16 protein-coding genes and 1 pseudogene are annotated in these 15417 nt (G+C 67.2%); 8 read left to right on the forward strand and 9 right to left on the reverse strand.

Features of this window, described 5'->3' with window-relative positions; all coding sequences use genetic code 11:
• Window positions 1-29: 29 nt before the first annotated feature.
• The 5 genes from HQ308_RS04635 to HQ308_RS04655 are packed head-to-tail and all read right to left on the reverse strand — an operon-like array spanning window position 30 to window position 3858.
• Complete coding sequence (locus tag HQ308_RS04635; RefSeq protein WP_222645545.1) at window positions 30-1571, reverse strand: signal peptidase I; 1542 nt, start codon at window positions 1569-1571, stop codon at window positions 30-32.
• Window positions 1568-2131, reverse strand: coding sequence for a SipW-dependent-type signal peptide-containing protein (locus tag HQ308_RS04640; protein ID WP_082544325.1), 564 nt, complete (start codon window positions 2129-2131; stop codon window positions 1568-1570). The genes HQ308_RS04635 and HQ308_RS04640 overlap by 4 nt, the downstream gene beginning before the upstream one ends.
• The gene (locus tag HQ308_RS04645) at window positions 2128-2685 is read right to left on the reverse strand and encodes a signal peptidase I (RefSeq protein ID WP_056441975.1); all 558 of its coding nucleotides are present in this window, start codon (window positions 2683-2685) and stop codon (window positions 2128-2130) included. Before HQ308_RS04645 ends, HQ308_RS04640 begins: the two co-directional genes overlap by 4 nt.
• Window positions 2682-3242, reverse strand: coding sequence for a hypothetical protein (locus HQ308_RS04650; protein WP_308115668.1), 561 nt, complete (start codon window positions 3240-3242; stop codon window positions 2682-2684). Before HQ308_RS04650 ends, HQ308_RS04645 begins: the two co-directional genes overlap by 4 nt.
• Before the next feature lie 16 nt (window positions 3243-3258).
• On the reverse strand, window positions 3259-3858 hold the full coding sequence (locus HQ308_RS04655; protein WP_222645546.1) for an alternate-type signal peptide domain-containing protein: 600 nt from the start codon (window positions 3856-3858) through the stop codon (window positions 3259-3261).
• 203 nt (window positions 3859-4061) lie between these two features.
• On the opposite strand from HQ308_RS04655, the gene HQ308_RS04660 reads away from it, so the two are divergent.
• The 3 genes from HQ308_RS04660 to HQ308_RS04670 all read left to right on the forward strand — a co-directional run bounded on the left by HQ308_RS04660 (window position 4062) and on the right by HQ308_RS04670 (window position 5696).
• The gene (locus HQ308_RS04660; protein WP_308115669.1) at window positions 4062-4568 is read left to right on the forward strand and encodes a DUF664 domain-containing protein; all 507 of its coding nucleotides are present in this window, start codon (window positions 4062-4064) and stop codon (window positions 4566-4568) included.
• Between the two features lie 62 nt (window positions 4569-4630).
• On the forward strand, window positions 4631-5182 hold the full coding sequence (locus tag HQ308_RS04665; RefSeq protein ID WP_222645548.1) for a hypothetical protein: 552 nt from the start codon (window positions 4631-4633) through the stop codon (window positions 5180-5182).
• 46 nt (window positions 5183-5228) lie between these two features.
• Window positions 5229-5696 carry a phosphoribosyltransferase gene (locus HQ308_RS04670; protein WP_222645549.1) on the forward strand — a complete coding sequence of 156 codons (468 nt, stop codon included), beginning with the start codon at window positions 5229-5231 and terminating at the stop codon, window positions 5694-5696.
• 10 nt (window positions 5697-5706) lie between these two features.
• Here HQ308_RS04670 and HQ308_RS04675 read toward each other — a convergent pair.
• Window positions 5707-7018 (reverse strand): annotated as a pseudogene (locus HQ308_RS04675) (MCE family protein).
• Window positions 7019-7084: 66 nt separating this feature from the next.
• Complete coding sequence (locus HQ308_RS04680; RefSeq protein ID WP_056441992.1) at window positions 7085-8113, reverse strand: NADPH:quinone reductase; 1029 nt, start codon at window positions 8111-8113, stop codon at window positions 7085-7087.
• A 98-nt stretch (window positions 8114-8211) separates the two neighbouring features.
• Here HQ308_RS04680 and HQ308_RS04685 point away from each other — a divergent pair, with 98 nt between their 5' ends.
• From HQ308_RS04685 to HQ308_RS04695, 3 genes are read left to right on the forward strand one after another with little or no spacing between them, the layout of a single operon-like run.
• Window positions 8212-9858 carry an alkaline phosphatase gene (locus HQ308_RS04685; protein ID WP_222645550.1) on the forward strand — a complete coding sequence of 549 codons (1647 nt, stop codon included), beginning with the start codon at window positions 8212-8214 and terminating at the stop codon, window positions 9856-9858.
• Between the two features lie 45 nt (window positions 9859-9903).
• Window positions 9904-10752 carry a rhodanese-related sulfurtransferase gene (locus HQ308_RS04690; protein WP_222645551.1) on the forward strand — a complete coding sequence of 283 codons (849 nt, stop codon included), beginning with the start codon at window positions 9904-9906 and terminating at the stop codon, window positions 10750-10752.
• Window positions 10737-11636 (forward strand): pseudouridine synthase, encoded by a 900-nt coding sequence (locus HQ308_RS04695; RefSeq protein ID WP_308115670.1) that lies wholly within the window; start codon window positions 10737-10739, stop codon window positions 11634-11636. The genes HQ308_RS04690 and HQ308_RS04695 overlap by 16 nt, the downstream gene beginning before the upstream one ends.
• Before the next feature lie 58 nt (window positions 11637-11694).
• Here HQ308_RS04695 and glsA read toward each other — a convergent pair whose 3' ends face one another.
• A complete protein-coding gene (glsA, locus tag HQ308_RS04700; RefSeq protein ID WP_222645552.1) occupies window positions 11695-12888 on the reverse strand; it encodes a glutaminase A in 1194 nt (397 codons plus the stop codon).
• Entirely contained in the window at window positions 12885-13709 is an 825-nt protein-coding gene (gene thiM / locus HQ308_RS04705) for a hydroxyethylthiazole kinase (RefSeq protein ID WP_222645553.1), read from the reverse strand. Before thiM ends, glsA begins: the two co-directional genes overlap by 4 nt.
• Window positions 13710-13963: 254 nt before the next feature.
• Here thiM and HQ308_RS04710 point away from each other — a divergent pair, with 254 nt between their 5' ends.
• Window positions 13964-14164: a cold-shock protein gene (locus HQ308_RS04710; RefSeq protein WP_027504730.1), complete on the forward strand. Its 201-nt coding sequence runs from the start codon at window positions 13964-13966 to the stop codon at window positions 14162-14164.
• A 171-nt stretch (window positions 14165-14335) separates the two neighbouring features.
• Window positions 14336-15415: a BMP family protein gene (locus HQ308_RS04715; protein ID WP_037184768.1), complete on the forward strand. Its 1080-nt coding sequence runs from the start codon at window positions 14336-14338 to the stop codon at window positions 15413-15415.
• Window positions 15416-15417: the final 2 nt, after the last annotated feature.

Here is a 15417-nt window from a genome sequence, read left to right on the forward strand (position 1 = left end):
GAGCACGTCCACGCAGTTCCCGATTCGACTCACCCGAGTACGGATCGGACCTCGGCTGGGACGGAGGCGTCATCGTCCGGCACTGTCATGGCAGACCAGCTGTTGTCGGCCGCCAGCCTTCGCAGTCCAGCGGAGTCCCGGAACCACAACGAGTCGTCGTCGGCCCATACCACGAGATAGCCGCCGGACGAGGGCGGTGCCTGACCCCGATGGAGGGTCGATCCCGTCGAATCGCTGACGGTCAGGACCGCGCCGGACGTGTCCTCCAGGACACGTGCGGTGAACGCGCCTGACGGTGATGTACGCGGTCCGACGAGATCGACGGGCGCCGCTGGCGCACTGGTCGTCGTGGGTGTGGCGGTCGTGGTGGTCGTGGCGGTGGACGTCGTCGTCGGAGCCGCGGACGTGACCGACGGGGTTGTGGTCGTCGCCGCTGAGGTGGTCACGGTCGGTGCGGTGGATGTCGGTGTGGCCGACGGATTGATCGATTCTGTCGACGTGGCCGGAGGCGCTGCGACTCGCGCGGACTGAGCGGCAGTGCCCCCGCAGCGGGCGCTCGCGGCGATGCCCGCCAAGCCCGGGTTCATGGTGACAGTAAGCGAATTGCTGGGCGCCGACGTGACGCCGCCTATCGTCGCGGTGACGAAGACGGTGTAGACCCCGGTGAGTGGAGCGAGGTTGATCAGGGCCCCATTGTCGAGGTCGAACGACACGCGCCCGCTCGCCGTCGTCGTCGGTGACGCCGACTTCGCTATGTCGGCGCTCCCCGACTTCCGCAGGACATACGTATAGGTGGCGCCGGTTCCTGAGGGCGCCCAGCTCAGAGTGACCATGGAGATCAGGTTGAGAGCCCCGCCCTGCTTGTTGGCGCAGGCCAACGATCCAGGTGCGGCAACCCCCGCCCTCGTGGTCAGTGTGCCGGACACAGCAGTTCCCGAGTCCGGGGCGAGTGCTGCGTGGGCGGCAGGCGCGCCGGTGACCGACAGTGCCAACAGAGCGACAGTGAAGACGCTGACCATGACTGTCGCCGATCCTGACGACGGAGATGCGGTCTGCGCCGGCGCCGTGGCACTTGGTTTCCACGCGATGAGGACGAGGAGCCCTACGAGCAGGCCGCCGGCGACTATCGCTGTCGGGCTCGACAGCCAGGCCACAGCCCACCCAAGTGTTCCGACGTGAGCGAATACTCGATCGACCTCGGTCACCGTGTAGGGATTCGAGTCGGGGAAATCGTTGGCGTCGCCCTTGAGGATCATCGTGACCGAGTCCGAGGTGGAACCTTGAATATCGTCGACCCGGTGCGTAAGACGTGAACCGTCCTCACGCTCCACGGTCACGATGTCGCCGGCACGAACGTCGGTGGCGGGCACGGTGCGAGCCAAGGCGAGCGCACCGGTGTCGATCGCGGGGGACATGGATCCGGACTGGAACACCAGCGGGGTGATCGAGAACAGCGCGGCTGCGACGGCTGCCGTCATGCAGAGGACACCCAGCGCAGCGCCGACGGTGAGCGCCAGCTCCCGAATGACGCTGTGCTCTCGTTTTTCCGGCTGTCGGTGGTGGCCGCTCATGCGGACATCGCGTCGAACGTGAGGGTCACGGTTCCGGAGACCGGGTTGAGCGGAAGAATGGCGGAGGCGGGGATGGACACCGCCACGCAGAGCGGATCCGATCCGGACGCCGCTACAGGTCCCCTGGCGGGGAAGAGGGTGGAGTCCGATGTATTCGACAATGTTGTCGTGGAGCCTATTTCGGTCCCCGGGCAGGAGCCACTAGCGATGGCCACTCTGAGAACATTCGCGATTCCCGGTGTACTCGCCCGTACCTTGGCCGAGTACAGGTACGGCACCGTTCCGGCGTTCGACACGATGAGAGGCGTGGTGACGGTCGTGCCGGGAATCATGTCCGTCGCTTTCACGTCTTGTGTGAATTTCGCGGGCTGATCATCGACGCCGTCGAGCTTGAGATCGACGTAACCGGTGGTGAACAGGCCGGAAGTCGCCGTCGCCGTGTCGGACCACGCCGCCATGGTGCCGACGCTCCCGAGGCCCATCACTATCCCGAGGGACAGGAGCGCACGAAGTCGCGCGCTGGACATTCGACGCGGACGTCGGTCCGTCGCGTGCGTCATGTGGACGACTCCTTCTCTGTACGACGGCCGCGAAGAGCGCCACCGAACATCACCACGGCGTAGAGGAACAAGATTCCGGAGATCGCCAGTACAGAGATTCGACGTTGTTCGCCGTTGATCCATGTGTTCACGTGACCGAGAAACGGCACCGAGTACCACACCGCTCCCCTGATCTGGCCGAACTCGATGGGTTCATCGTCGGCGTTGTTGTTGTCACCTCGGGTGATGTACCGGGTGCCCCCGTCCGCAGACTCGAGAACCGAAACTATCCGGTGCGTGACCACCTCGGGACGGCCCGACTCGAGTTGATACGTCACCGGCACCCCGATTCCGAGGTCCGCGGGTCGCACCTCGCGAACGACGATGAGGGTGCCGGGTGGGTACGTCGGCTCCATAGAGCTCGTGAGGATCGTGTACGGCACCGCGCCCGCAATTCGCGGCACGACCACAGTCGCCGCCAGAATTGCCAGGGCGCCGAACAACGCTGTGTACGAGAGAATTCGGCCGATCCACCACCGCGCGCCCAGGTCGCGGGCCGAGCGGTGGCGGCTCATCCGAGCTCCGCAAGGAAGGTGAAGGTGACCTTTGTCGACGCTCTCGACGGCGGACTCGCCGTGAGCGCCACGCGGAGGCACAGAACTTCTGACGCACCCGCCGCGAGCGTGCGGAAGGCGGGTGACGCAGGACCCTGCGCGGTCGCCAGTGGTCCGTTGTAGAGCGTCGCGACGGTTCCGTTGGGTGGCGCGTCAGCCGGACATGACGCAACAGAAGCGACTTTGGATGCGACGACAGTCATCGACGACGCGAGCGGAGCAGTGGCTGCGGCGCTCTGGAGTCGATACCTCATGGCGATGTTCCCCGCATTCCTGACCGTCAGCGGTGCCTGAGAGAAGGCATCCGGGCCCAAATTCGTTCCACCCAGAGCGGCCAACTCGTAGGCGTCCACTTCCGCTCCGGACGCGCCGACCTTGATGTCGAGTGTGCCGGCGCGGATAATTCCGCCGTTGGTGACGGCATCGTTACGCCACAGCGCGCCCGTCGTCTGGGTGGATCCGAGGACCACCACAGCGACGGACGCGGCTGCGGCCACGACATATCTGATGTGTTTCACCGCGAAGATCAGAGAATCAGGGGGTGCGGGATTGCTGCAGCTTCACGGCGAACGCGGACAGATTGACTGTTCCGTTCTGCGCCGTCAGACCCGACACCGAGGTCGGGAAACTGAAGGTGACCTTGACGGTGACGGTCTGATCGCTGGAGGCGATACGGACGGCCGATCCGGTGCTGGGCAACGCGGTCGCGCCAGAGGTGCCGGAGACGCTGATGACCATGTTCTCTTTGAGGTTGCCGGTTCCTGTGATGGTGTTGAGATCTACGCTGAGGTCGGCGAGAAGGTTGTTACCGCTGGCCTCGATGTCGTACGTCTTCGTGTAGGTGACCACATCACCCGGAACCACGAGGTAGGTGGCGATGTTCGGGATCGGTCCTGCGGGTTTGACGTCCGAGGTCGTCTGCTCCCACAGCCCTGCGGCGGCGTTGGCGGTGATCTTGAGGTCGCCGGCGGTGACCGTCCCGCCATTCGTCGTTGCTTCGCTGTTCCAGAGCGCGAAGCTGCCCATGCCGCCCAGGAGCAGAACGATTGCCGCCACAGCGGCCAGCGCGCCCTTTGTTGCCTTGTTCATCAGAATCGCTTTCGATTGGCCGGTGAGGGCGTTTGGTTCAGCCACGATCGTGGCGTGAACTGCGGCCCGTCAGGGCCAGATGCGATGGTGTCTGCCATTGTTTCGGCCGGGTGAACCATTTCGTTAACGTCCGTGGCAAAAAAGTCCGATAAATTGTTTTCGAGAGGTTTGAGATGCTGATGCGCTGACCGGGATGGACCGGTGCCACCATGGGAACCTCGACCGACTCGACACTGAGGAGACCACCCGTGGACCACAGAGGCGTGCTCATCGACGCGTACGACCGCATCAAGGAGACCGTGCACACGACGCTCGACGGCCTGGATCGGGAGGCGCTGACCTACCGCATCGATCCGGAGGCCAACACCATCGCCTGGCTGGTGTGGCATCTCGCGCGGGTGCAGGACGATCACGTCGCGGGTGTGGCGGGCAGCGAGCAGGTCTACACCGCGGACGGATGGAACGCCCGCTTCGCACTTCCGTTCGACGACGACGCCATCGGGTACGGGCAGTCGACGGAGGACGTGGGCAAGGTCGACGTCAACGCTGAGATCCTCGCCGGATACGTCGATGCCGTTCATGCGCGCACCGTCGAGTACCTCGACACCCTCACGGCAGAAGACCTCGACCGGGTGATCGACGAGAACTGGGATCCGCCGGTCACGCTGGCCGTCCGCCTCGTCAGTGTCGTGTCCGACGATCTACAGCACATCGGCCAGGCGGCCTTCATCCGTGGAGTCGTCGAGCGGCGGTGAGAGAGCCCCGTGTCGGACGGCCGTGACATCGTGACGGCACTCAGCACGAGAGGACCCGAACGATGACCACCACCACCTGGCCGCTGCGTTGGCCGGCGTCCGCACGCGATGTCGCCGACGGCATCGTCCGACTCTCCGCGGCGCTGCGAGACTCCGATGCCGACGCGGTCGACGATGCTGTGTCGGAACTGGCTTCGCAGAACGGTGTTCGCGTCGAGGACGTCTACGCCGCGATCCTGCGGATGCTCCTCGAGGCTGCTCATCCCGACGGCCTCGACGGTGACGACGTGGGCGCCGTCGTCCGCGAGGCCGCCGCGAAGGACACCGGGTCGGATCCGTCCGACGTCGTGGCCGTGGTGCTCGGCACCCTGGGGGTCCATCCGGAACCGGAGCGTCGGACGAGCGGGTCGAGCGCCGAGGACGAGAGTCAGGACCCCGACGACCGGCGAGACGACGGCCAGGTGGTCGTGGCGAGAATGGCCGCGGCGCCTGCGATCCGTGCGTCGGCAGCGGTCACGGACGTGCTCCTCGCCCGCATCGGATCACCGATCGAGGCCGTGGTGACCATGGTCGTCGACGACATCGCCGCCGCGGAGACCATCGAGTGGCCGTGATCGCTCGTCCGATCCGGTGGCACCGGCACGGGTAACGTGAGCCCCCATGCGCGAGACACTGACGTGGGACCTGTTCGGCACGGCGTCGCGTGAGCTCACACGCACCGTCGTGGACAGTGGCTTCCGGCCGGACATCGTCATCGCGATCGCACGCGGCGGACTCATCCCGGCCGGGGCTCTGGCCTACGCGATGGGTGTGAAGGCCGCCGGCACGCTCAACGTCGAGTTCTACACCGACGTCGAGGAGACGCTGCCGGATCCGGTGGTGCTCGCGCCATTGCTCGACACCGATGCACTCGTGGGCAAGAAGCTGCTCGTCGTGGACGACGTCGCCGACTCCGGGCGCACTCTCGCGCTGGTCGTGGGCTTACTGAAAGAGCATGCAGCAGAGGTGAAGTCCGCCGTCGTCTACACCAAGCCCCGCACCATCATCACGCCGGACTTCTCGTGGCGGGAGACCGATCTGTGGATCGAGTTCCCGTGGTCCTCGGAGCCGGTCATCGAACAGGATTGACCTGCTGCCGTCAGCGGATCGCCACCTCGGCGCCGCGGAGTGCGGGTGCGCCGATCAGCGTCGTCCAGGACGGGACCGCGGTGGGCTCGACGCCGCTGCCCTGTCCGTAGATGACGGCCAGCGTGTCTCGCTCGGCGTCCGATCCGGCGTACGACGCGTCGGCCGGAACGGGTGACTGCTGTGGGAGCGATGCGTACTCGATGTCCTGTGGGCCGGGATTGCGTGAGGGCACCTGGTACGACCCGTCGTTGAGTCCACTGCCCGGGTACTGCGGGAAGAACCGTCCGGGTGCGGTGACGTCCTGATAGCAGGCGGCCGGCCTGTCGTCGAAGAGGCGCGGTTCGTCCTGGTTGGGGAGGTAGCCGCCGCGCGGGTTGACGAAATTGATGGTGGCGCGCGCACCGGGGTACGGATCACCCACTCCCAGAATGCGTCTCGCCTCCCCAAATCAGGCCCGCGAACTTGGGCAGCATGCACCCGAACGTGGGGGAGAACTCGGCGAGCAACTCCAACGTCTCTCTGCTGCCGTCGGCGATGGTGATGATCGACTCGGCGTTCGCCGCGAGCAGGTCCGCGGTGCTGCCGGACGATGCGGTCGCCGACGTCAGAAGCGTGTCGACGGCGGGACGTCGCTCGACGAGCGTGTTGCCCGTGACGGTGAGATTGTCGAGCGCGTCGAGCAGATCGGGAGCCGCGGTGGAGTAGGTCTCCGTCAGGGCGGCGAAGTCGACGAGATCCTGCTGCAGCGCGGGCAGCTCACGGCTGAGGCCGGTGACGATCTCGTCGAGTCGGTCGAGTGTGCGACCCAGTGCCTCGCCTCGCCCGTCGAGGGCCTGCGACAGCGCGCCCAGAGTGGTGGCCAGCTTGTCCGGGGGAATGGCGTCGAGCAAGGGCAGCAGGCTGTCCAGTAATTGGCCGACCTCGATGGCGTTGCCGCTCGTGTCCTGCTCGATGACGTCGCCCTCCGCGATGGGAGTGGCCGTTCCTCCTCGCGGAATCTGAAGTGCGACGTAGCGCTCGCCGAACAGCGTCTTGGGCAACAGACGCGCCGTCACGGACGCCGGAATCATCGGCGCCGAGTCCTCCTCGAGCGCGATGCGGGAGATCACGACACCGTTCTCCGTGGTCGACGATCGCACCTGGCCGACGATGACTCCCCGCACCTTGACGTCGGCGTCGGGTGGCAGCGCGTTTCCCACCGAATCGGTGCGCAGTTCCACCGTCACCACGGACTCGAATGTCCGGGCGTACACCGCGGTGGTGAAGCCGACGAAGGCCACCACGGCCAGAAAGAACGCGAGACCGGCCAGGCGGCGCACCATCATCCGGGAATGGTGACCGCGATCACACCATTTGTCAATGGCCTCTCGACCGTTGACACGAAAGGATCACGGGGCGCTGATGTCGATGAGCACCTTTCCGGTCACCCCGGACTCGACGGCGGCATGAGCGTCGGCCGTGGCACCGAGAGAGAAGCGGTGCAGCGGCAGCCCGTGCGACTCACCGACCGGAAGTGCACCGGCCCGAACAGCCTCGGTCACGTCGTGCTTCGCGGCCTCGAGAGCGGCGGTTCCCACGGTGTACAGCAGCACGAACTGGTACCGGATGTTGCCGACCATGCTCGGGCGGATGTCGATGGAGACCGCGTCGCCGCCGTTGTTCGCGTAGATCGCGACCGACGCGCGGGGTGCGGCGACGGCGGCATCGAGCTCCGCGTTCTGGGCGGGAGCCACCTCGACGATGATGTCCACACCGTGCGGAGCCAGTTCGCGGATGCGAGCCACAGCGTCGCCGGACTTGTAATTGACGATGTGGTGCGCACGGGCTGCGGTGGCCAGACCTGCCTTCTCCGGGCCGCTCACCGTCGTGATGACGGTGGCGCCGGCCCAGCGGGCCAGTTGGATCGCGGCGTGGCCGACCGCACCTGCACCGCCGGCGACCAGGACGGTCTTGCCGTCCAGTGCGCCCGGATGGAGACGGGACGGTCCGTCCTCGGACACGGTGAGCGCGCGATGGGCGGTCACCGCCGGGACGCCGAGCGAGGCGCCGAGGTCGAAGTCGGCGTTCTCGGGCAGCCGGACCACGCGATCCGCCGGGACGACGGTGAACTCCTGGGCGGTTCCGGTGGGGCGCTCGTGCTGGGCGAGCAGCAGCCACACCCGGTCACCGGTGGCGATGCCCTCGACCTCCGGGCCGACCGCGTCGACGACACCGGCCCCGTCCTGGCCCGGAACCACCTCGTCGAACGCGGGCTTCTGCCCCGGACCCGCGCCCGTCCGCGACTTCCAGTCGGTGGGATTGACCCCCGCGACGACGAGGCGCACCCGCACCTCGCCGACGCCGGGCTCCACGATGTCGCGGTCGACTGCGGTCAGGACGGAGGGTGCACCGGTCTCGGTGTAGACGATTGCCTTCATGTGTGGGGCAACGATTCGACCGGGGGGTCCTGTTCCTGAGAGGGCGCCGCTCGAACGTTCACTTGACCGATCGGCCCCCATGGCATGGACTCACGGGCGTGCACGAGACTTCTCTGAACCGCCGCGGCTTCCTCCGGACCACCACCCTCGCCGCAGGGGTGGGCGCCGCGGCGACCCTCACCGCCCGGACCGCGGCGGCGCAGTCGTCGTCCGTCTTCCGACACGGTGTCGCCTCGGGCGACCCACTCGAGGATGCGATCCTGCTGTGGACCCGCGTCACGCCGACCCCCGACGCGACGCCGGGGTCCGGCCGTGGACCGGCCACCACCGTCACGTGGGATCTGGCGCGCGACGCCGCGCTGACCGACGTGGTGCGCTCGGGCAGCGTCGTCACCTCTGCAGACACCGACCACACGGTGAAGGTCGACGTCACCGGTCTGAGCCCGGCGACGACCTATCACTACCGCTTCACGGCGGCGGGCGAGTCGTCGACGGTGGCCACCACCCGTACTGCCCCTGCCGCCGGGGCCGACGTCGCGCGCCTGCGATTCGGCGTCGTGTCGTGCGCCAATTGGGAGTCGGGGTACTTCTCCGCGTATCGCCATCTCGCCGCCCGCCAGGATCTCGATGCGATCATCCATCTGGGCGACTACATCTACGAGTACGAGACCGGCGGCTTCGAGGGCAAGAACGGCGTCGTGCGAGTGCACGATCCACTGCACGAGATCGTCTCTCTCGCCGACTACCGAATCCGGCACGGCCAGTACAAGTCCGATCCGGATCTCCAGGCCGCTCACCGAGGTGTTCCGTGGATCTGCACGTGGGACGACCACGAGTCGGCGAACGACGCCTACGCCACGGGCGCCGAAAACCATCAGCCGGACACCGAGGGGGACTGGGCCTCGCGCAAGGCCAACTCGGTTCAGGCCTACTACGAGTGGATGCCCGTGCGCGCTGCGGGAACCGCGAACAACCGGCACCTGTACCGCCGACTGCGGTTCGGGACGCTGATGGAGCTGTCGATGCTCGATCTCCGCACCTACCGTTCGAAGCAGGTGCTGCCGTTTCAGGGCCCGGCGGTGGACTCGCCGGATCGCACCATCACCGGCGCCGACCAGATGGCGTGGCTGACGGCAGGTCTGACGTCGTCGCCCACGCAGTGGCGCATCATCGGCAACCCGGTGATGATCACGCCGACTCTGATTCCGCCGCTGGACCCCGAGGCGGCGCGAGGTGTCACCCAGCTGCTCGGGCTCCCGGCCGCCGGAGTGTCCTACAACGCCGATCCGTGGGACGGGTACACGGCCGACCGGCGCAGGCTGCTCGACGCGATCCGTACCGCGGGAGTCGACAACACCGTGTTCATCACCGGCGACATCCACTCCTCGTGGGCCTGCGACATCCCGGTCGACGCCGCGGCGTACCCGGCGGCGGGAACGGTAGCGACCGAGCTGGTGGTCACGTCGGTCACCTCGGCGAACATCGACGACTTCCTGAAGGTCCCGGAGCACACGGTCGGGCGGGTGGCGGAGGAGGCGTTCAAGGCCTTCAACCACCACGTCAAGTACGTCGATCTCGACACTCACGGGTTCGGTGTCTTCGAGGTGACGCCGTCGGGCGCGCAGATGGATCACTGGTACGTCACAGCCAAGGAGGACCCCGCGTCGACGGCCTACTTCGGTGCGGGTTTCCGCGTCGGGTCGGGCACGCAGACGGTGGCTCCGGCTCCGCGCCTGGCTCCCTGACTGCCCTGACGTACCGTCGGCTCGGGGAATCTAGACTGTTCCTCCGTGTCGACGCCCAAGATCGTGCTGTTCTACGTGTTCACGCCGCTTCCGGACCCCGAGGCGGTCCGGCTGTGGCAGCACACCCTGGCGTCCGCACACGGGCTCACCGGCCGGATCATCGTTTCCCCGCACGGCATCAACGCGACGGTGGGCGGCGACGTCCGCGCGGTCAAGAAGTACGTCCGTGGCACTCGTGAGTACGCGCCGTTCGCGACCGCGGACGTCAAGTGGTCGGACGGCCGCGGCGGCGACTTCCCCAAGCTCAGTGTCCGGGTGCGTCCCGAGATCGTGACGTTCGGAGTACCGGACGAACTCCACGTGACCGCGGACGGCGTCGTGGGAGGTGGCCGGCACCTCGCACCCGAGGAGGTGCACGACCTGGTGGCCGAGCGGGGGGACGACGTCGTCTTCCTCGACGGCCGCAACGCCTTCGAGGCCGCGATCGGACGATTCGACGGCGCTGTGGTTCCGGACGTCGAGAACACGCGAGAGTTCGTGGCTCAGTTGGATTCCGGGGTGTTCGACCATCTGAAGTCGAAGCCCGTCGTCACCTACTGCACCGGGGGCGTGCGATGTGAGGTGTTGTCCTCCTTGATGCGCTCGCGCGGCTTCGAGGAGGTCTACCAGCTGGACGGCGGCATCGTGCGGTACGGCGAGCGGTACGGGGACGACGGGCTCTGGTCCGGGTCGCTGTACGTGTTCGATCAGCGCGGCACCGTCTCGTTCTCCGACCACCCGGCCGTCATCGGAACCTGTTCACGCTGCGATGTTCCCACCTCGCGGTACCTCGACACGGACGACGGCCACGGTCGTGGGTTGGCTCTGGTCTGCACCGAGTGCGTCCCCACGTGACCGTGCCGTTGCCGTTCCGTGACGGGCTCGCACCGCTGCGGCATCGGTTGCCCCACGGCGAGCATCCGGCGACCACGCTCGACTATCTGGAGAGCGTGCTGCCCGGCGACGCGTGGCGGGCGACGATGGCGGCGGGGGAGGTGGTCGACGAGCGCGGCCGCCCGTACAGCGAGGACACGGCCTATCGCGCCGGTGCCGTCGTGCACTTCCACCGGATCCCGGAGCCCGAGGTGCCGGTTCCCTTCGAGATGGAGATCCTGCACGTCGACGACGCGATCGTCGTCGTCGACAAGCCCCACTTCCTCGCGACCATCCCGCGCGGGCGTCACATCACCGAGACCGCGACGGTGCGGCTGCGGCGGCTCTTCGACGAGCCGGACATCACGCCGGCCCATCGGCTCGACCGCGCCACCGCGGGAGTCCTGATGTTCACCAGAGCAGCCCGATTCCGTCGGGCGTACCAGGACCTCTTCGTCGACGGGAGCGTGGACAAGGAGTACGAGGCCGTCGCCGGATTCGACCCCGGCCTCACCTTCCCGCGCAGTGTCGAGAGCCGGATCGTCAAGGAACACGGCGTCATGACCGCGCACGAGGAACCGGGTGAGCCGAACAGCGAGACACGGGTGGAGATCATCGAGAGGGTGGGCGACGCGGCGCGCTACCGGCTCTTCCCTCGCACGGGCAAGACGCATCAGCTGCGCCTGCATCTCTCCTCGCTCGGCATCCCGATCCACGGCGACCCGTACTACCCGACGTTCACGTCCGTCGCGCCCGACGACTTCTCGACACGCCTGCAGTTGCTCGCGCGCCGATTGAGCTTCACCGATCCGCTCACCGGCGACCCCCGCACCTTCCGCTCACGGAGAGAACTCCGGCTCGTCTGATTCCGGCCGGCCTCCGGCCTTCCCGCTTTCCGACCCCGGCCGGCCTCCGGCCTTCCCGCTACATGAGCCCGTTGGGGTCGTCCACCTCGACGTCGTGGCCGTCGCCGCGCAGTCGCTCGATCAACTCACCGAGCAGCCGCACCGCAGCTCCGTTGACCGCTCGGGCGGGCTCGAGCTCGAAGCCGATGCGTGTCGGCTCGTCCGGAAGGTCGGCCAGGACGCGGCTCATGATGTTCTCCGCGCCGGCGAACCGGATGTCGCCCTGCAGCTCGTACACCGTGCGGCCGTCTTCCTCACGGGCCCGGCGCACCGCGGAGTGACCGGACGGGGCGATGTCCATCATGTGCAGATCCATGTCCCGCGACAGTCGTTCGAACACCTCGACCCCGCGCACGCTGTTGCCACGGTCGTCGAGTCGTGGGGAGTGGACGGCGATCCCGAGCTGACCGGGCAGCACCCCGATGATCGCGCCGGACACACCGCTCTTCGCCGGAATGCCGACGTTCGCGATCCAGTCGCCCGTGCCGTCGTACATCCCGCACGTGGTCATGGTCGAGAGCACCTGTCGCACGACGGCGGACGTCGCCACTCGCTCGCCGCTCTCGGGATGGACACCGCCGTTCGCCATCGTCGCGGCGAGCATCGCGAGGTCGGGTGTGGTCACGTCGACGCTGCACTGCTTGGCGTACCCGGTGACGACCTCGTGTGCATCGCACTCGAGGACCTTCACCGAGGCCAGCATGTGGGCGAGGGCCAGGTTCCGGTCGCTCGACTCCATCTCGGCGTCGAACACCTCGTCGTCGATAGAGAGGTCGCGGCCGACGAACGCGGAGTGCAGCGCGAGGATCCGGTCGACGCGATGCTCGACGTCACGCCCCTCGACCAACGAGTGTGCGGCGATGGCACCGGCATTGATGAGCGCGTTGCGCGGTCGGCCGGTGTCGCGTTCGAGCGAGATCTCGTTGAAGGCGTCGCCCGACGGCTCGACGTCGATCTTACGGTGTACGGCGTCGAGCCCACGATCCGCCAGCGCGAGTGCGTAGGTGAGTGCCTTGGAGATGGACTGGATCGAGAAGGACGAGTCCACGTCGCCGGCGCAGTAGACCGTGCCCTCGACGGTGACGACGGCGACCGAGAACACGTCGGGGTCGGCCTCCGAGAGGATGCGGTTCCCCGTGAGGACCTCGCCGCCGTCCGAGTCCCGGCAGTCGCGCAGCACGGCCTCCAGGTAGTCGGTGATCGGCGAGGTCACCGTGGCTCGATGTGCGCGCGCCGGAGGATGTCGTCGGGAGTGACGGCGTGCAGTGCGTCCAGGTAGGCGACCGCGAACGAGCCGGGCGCGGTGGCGGTCTCGGCCGCGATGTCGGCGGCGACCGTCGCGTGCGTGTGGGCCGCGATCGTCGCGACTCCGTGGTCGTCGACCGCGGCGCAGTACGCGGCGACGAGAGCTCCGAGCGAACACCCGGTTCCGGTCACCTTCGTCATGAGGACGCTGCCGCCGTGCACCGTCGCGAGTCCGCCCTCGTGGGCGATGTGGTCGATCGCCCCACTCGCGGACACCGCTGTCGAGTAGGCGAGCAGGCCACGTGCGGCGTCGACAGCGTCCGCCGGATCGTCCGAGCTGTCCACGCCGCGTCCGGACCCGTTCCGCTCGTCGGTGTCGAGTCCGGTCAGGCGGTGGAGACCGATGATCTCGGAAGCGTTTCCCCGCACGGCTGCGGGTCGGTGCTCGAGAAGGTCGCGGGCGAGTGCGCCGCGCCACGGCAGTCCACCGGCAGCGATGGGGTCCAGTACCCACGGGGTGCCCGCAGCCGCGGCGGCCGCCGCGGTGGCCAGGTACACCTCACGCAGCTGCGGCTGGGGCGTGCCGAGGTTGATCAGCACCGCGTCGGCCACCCCGGCGAACAGCGCCGCCTCGTCCTCGTTGTCCACCATGGCCGCACTGGCACCGGCGGCGAGGAGCACGTTCGCGGTGAAACCCGCTGTGACGTAATTGGTCACGGCGTGGACGAGGGGCGCGCGGTCACGCAGCGCGACGAGCGCGTCGGCCACGGAGGTCGTCGGGTCGGTCATGAGACGGGTATACCCGCTCGGTGCTTCGCGTCACCTCGCGCGGTACCGGTGGCGCATGGTCCCCGGTGTGTTGTAGCCTTATCGCAGCTGACAGGTCGTAGTTTTTGTGTGTTCGTGTTCATGCACGCTCGCTGGGAACTTGTAGTTGCGAGCGTGTGCGTCTTTCTGAGGAAACTCGGAGTTCGTCACGTTCAGTGCCGGCCCGGGTTTCACACGGTGTGGAACTCGAAGTATCAGCTGTAGGGAGCAACACCATGACTCAGGGCACCGTCAAGTGGTTCAACGCCGAAAAGGGCTTCGGCTTCATCGCTCAGGAAGATGGACCTGACGTGTTCGTCCACTTCTCCGAGATCCAGGGCACCGGCTTCAAGAGCCTCGAAGAGAACCAGCGCGTCGAGTTCGAGGTCACCTCGGGCGCCAAGGGTCCTCAGGCGAGCGGCGTTCGCGCGATCTGATTTCGGAGTAACCCACCGAAACTTCACACTGGGGCCGGACACCGACAGGTGTCCGGCCCCAGTGGCATGTCCGGGGGTGGGTCGCACACAGGTTTTCGGGCGGACGCTCGGCGCTCGTCCGACGCTCGGGTTAATGTTCCATCACAGCCACGAGCGAAACGGAGCACACCCGTGCCGAACACCCTTTCCAGAGCAACACTCTCCACCGTCGCAGTCGCGAGCGCGTTCACCCTGGTCACCGCCTGTGGGTCAGCGCCGGAAGACAGCGCGAGCGGCGGATCCGACTCGGGTGACTTCACCCCGTGCATGGTCTCCGACTCCGGCGGCTTCGACGACAAGTCCTTCAACCAGCTGAGCTACGAGGGCCTGCAGACCGCGGCCGGCGAACTGAACGTCGAGCCGATCACGGTGCAGTCGAACTCCCCGACGGACTACACGCCCAACCTGAACAACCTCGTCGATCAGGGCTGCGGACTGGTGGTCACGGTCGGTTTCGCGCTCGCGGACGCCACCAAGGAAGCCGCGGAGCAGAACACCGACGTCAACTTCGCCATCGTCGACGACTCGTCCATCGAACTGGACAACGTCAAGCCGCTGACCTACGACACGGCGCAGTCCGCGTTCCTCGCCGGCTACGCCGCAGCGAGCTACAGCAAGACCAACACTGTCGGTACCTTCGGCGGATCGCAGTTCCCCACCGTCACCATCTTCATGGACGGCTTCGCCGACGGTGTGAAGTACTTCAACGAGCAGAAGAACCGCGACGTGCGCGTCATCGGTTGGGACGTCGACGCCCAGAACGGCTCCTTCACAGGTGGATTCGAGGCGAACGAGGTCGCGAAGAACACCGCGCAGGGCCTCATCGACCAGAACGCCGACGTCATCTTCCCGGTCGGTGGTCCGATCTACCAGTCCGCTGCCCAGGCCATCCGTGACGCGAACCGTCCGATCGCGCTGATCGGCGCCGACGCCGACGTGTACGTCTCCGACCCGTCGGTGTCCGACCTGGTGCTCACGTCGGTGACCAAGGGCCTCGCCACCAGTACCGAGGAAGTGGTCAAGGCGGTCGGCGACGGCTCCTTCGACAACACCCCGTACGTCGGCACGCTCGAGAACGACGGTGTCGGCATCGCTCCGTTCCACGATTTCGAGTCGCAGGTCGATCCGGCTCTGCAGGGTGAACTCGACACGATCCGCGCGGGCATCATCGACGGATCGATCACGGTCACGTCGCCCTCGTCGCCCAACTGACG

The organism is Rhodococcus sp. BP-241, assembly GCF_019836145.1.
Lineage (GTDB): Bacteria > Actinomycetota > Actinomycetes > Mycobacteriales > Mycobacteriaceae > Rhodococcoides.

Bases quoted from the DNA above. Each gene is read 5' to 3' on its own strand.
- HQ308_RS04635 (WP_222645545.1), bottom strand. From the start codon at position 1,571: ATGAGCGGCCACCACCGACAGCCGGAAAAACGAGAGCACAGCGTCATT.
- HQ308_RS04640 (WP_082544325.1), bottom strand. From the start codon at position 2,131: ATGACGCACGCGACGGACCGACGTCCGCGTCGAATGTCCAGCGCGCGA.
- HQ308_RS04645 (WP_056441975.1), bottom strand. From the start codon at position 2,685: ATGAGCCGCCACCGCTCGGCCCGCGACCTGGGCGCGCGGTGGTGGATC.
- HQ308_RS04665 (WP_222645548.1), top strand. From the start codon at position 4,631: ATGACCACCACCACCTGGCCGCTGCGTTGGCCGGCGTCCGCACGCGAT.
- HQ308_RS04670 (WP_222645549.1), top strand. From the start codon at position 5,229: ATGCGCGAGACACTGACGTGGGACCTGTTCGGCACGGCGTCGCGTGAG.
- HQ308_RS04680 (WP_056441992.1), bottom strand. From the start codon at position 8,113: ATGAAGGCAATCGTCTACACCGAGACCGGTGCACCCTCCGTCCTGACC.
- thiM (WP_222645553.1), bottom strand. From the start codon at position 13,709: ATGACCGACCCGACGACCTCCGTGGCCGACGCGCTCGTCGCGCTGCGT.
- HQ308_RS04710 (WP_027504730.1), top strand. From the start codon at position 13,964: ATGACTCAGGGCACCGTCAAGTGGTTCAACGCCGAAAAGGGCTTCGGC.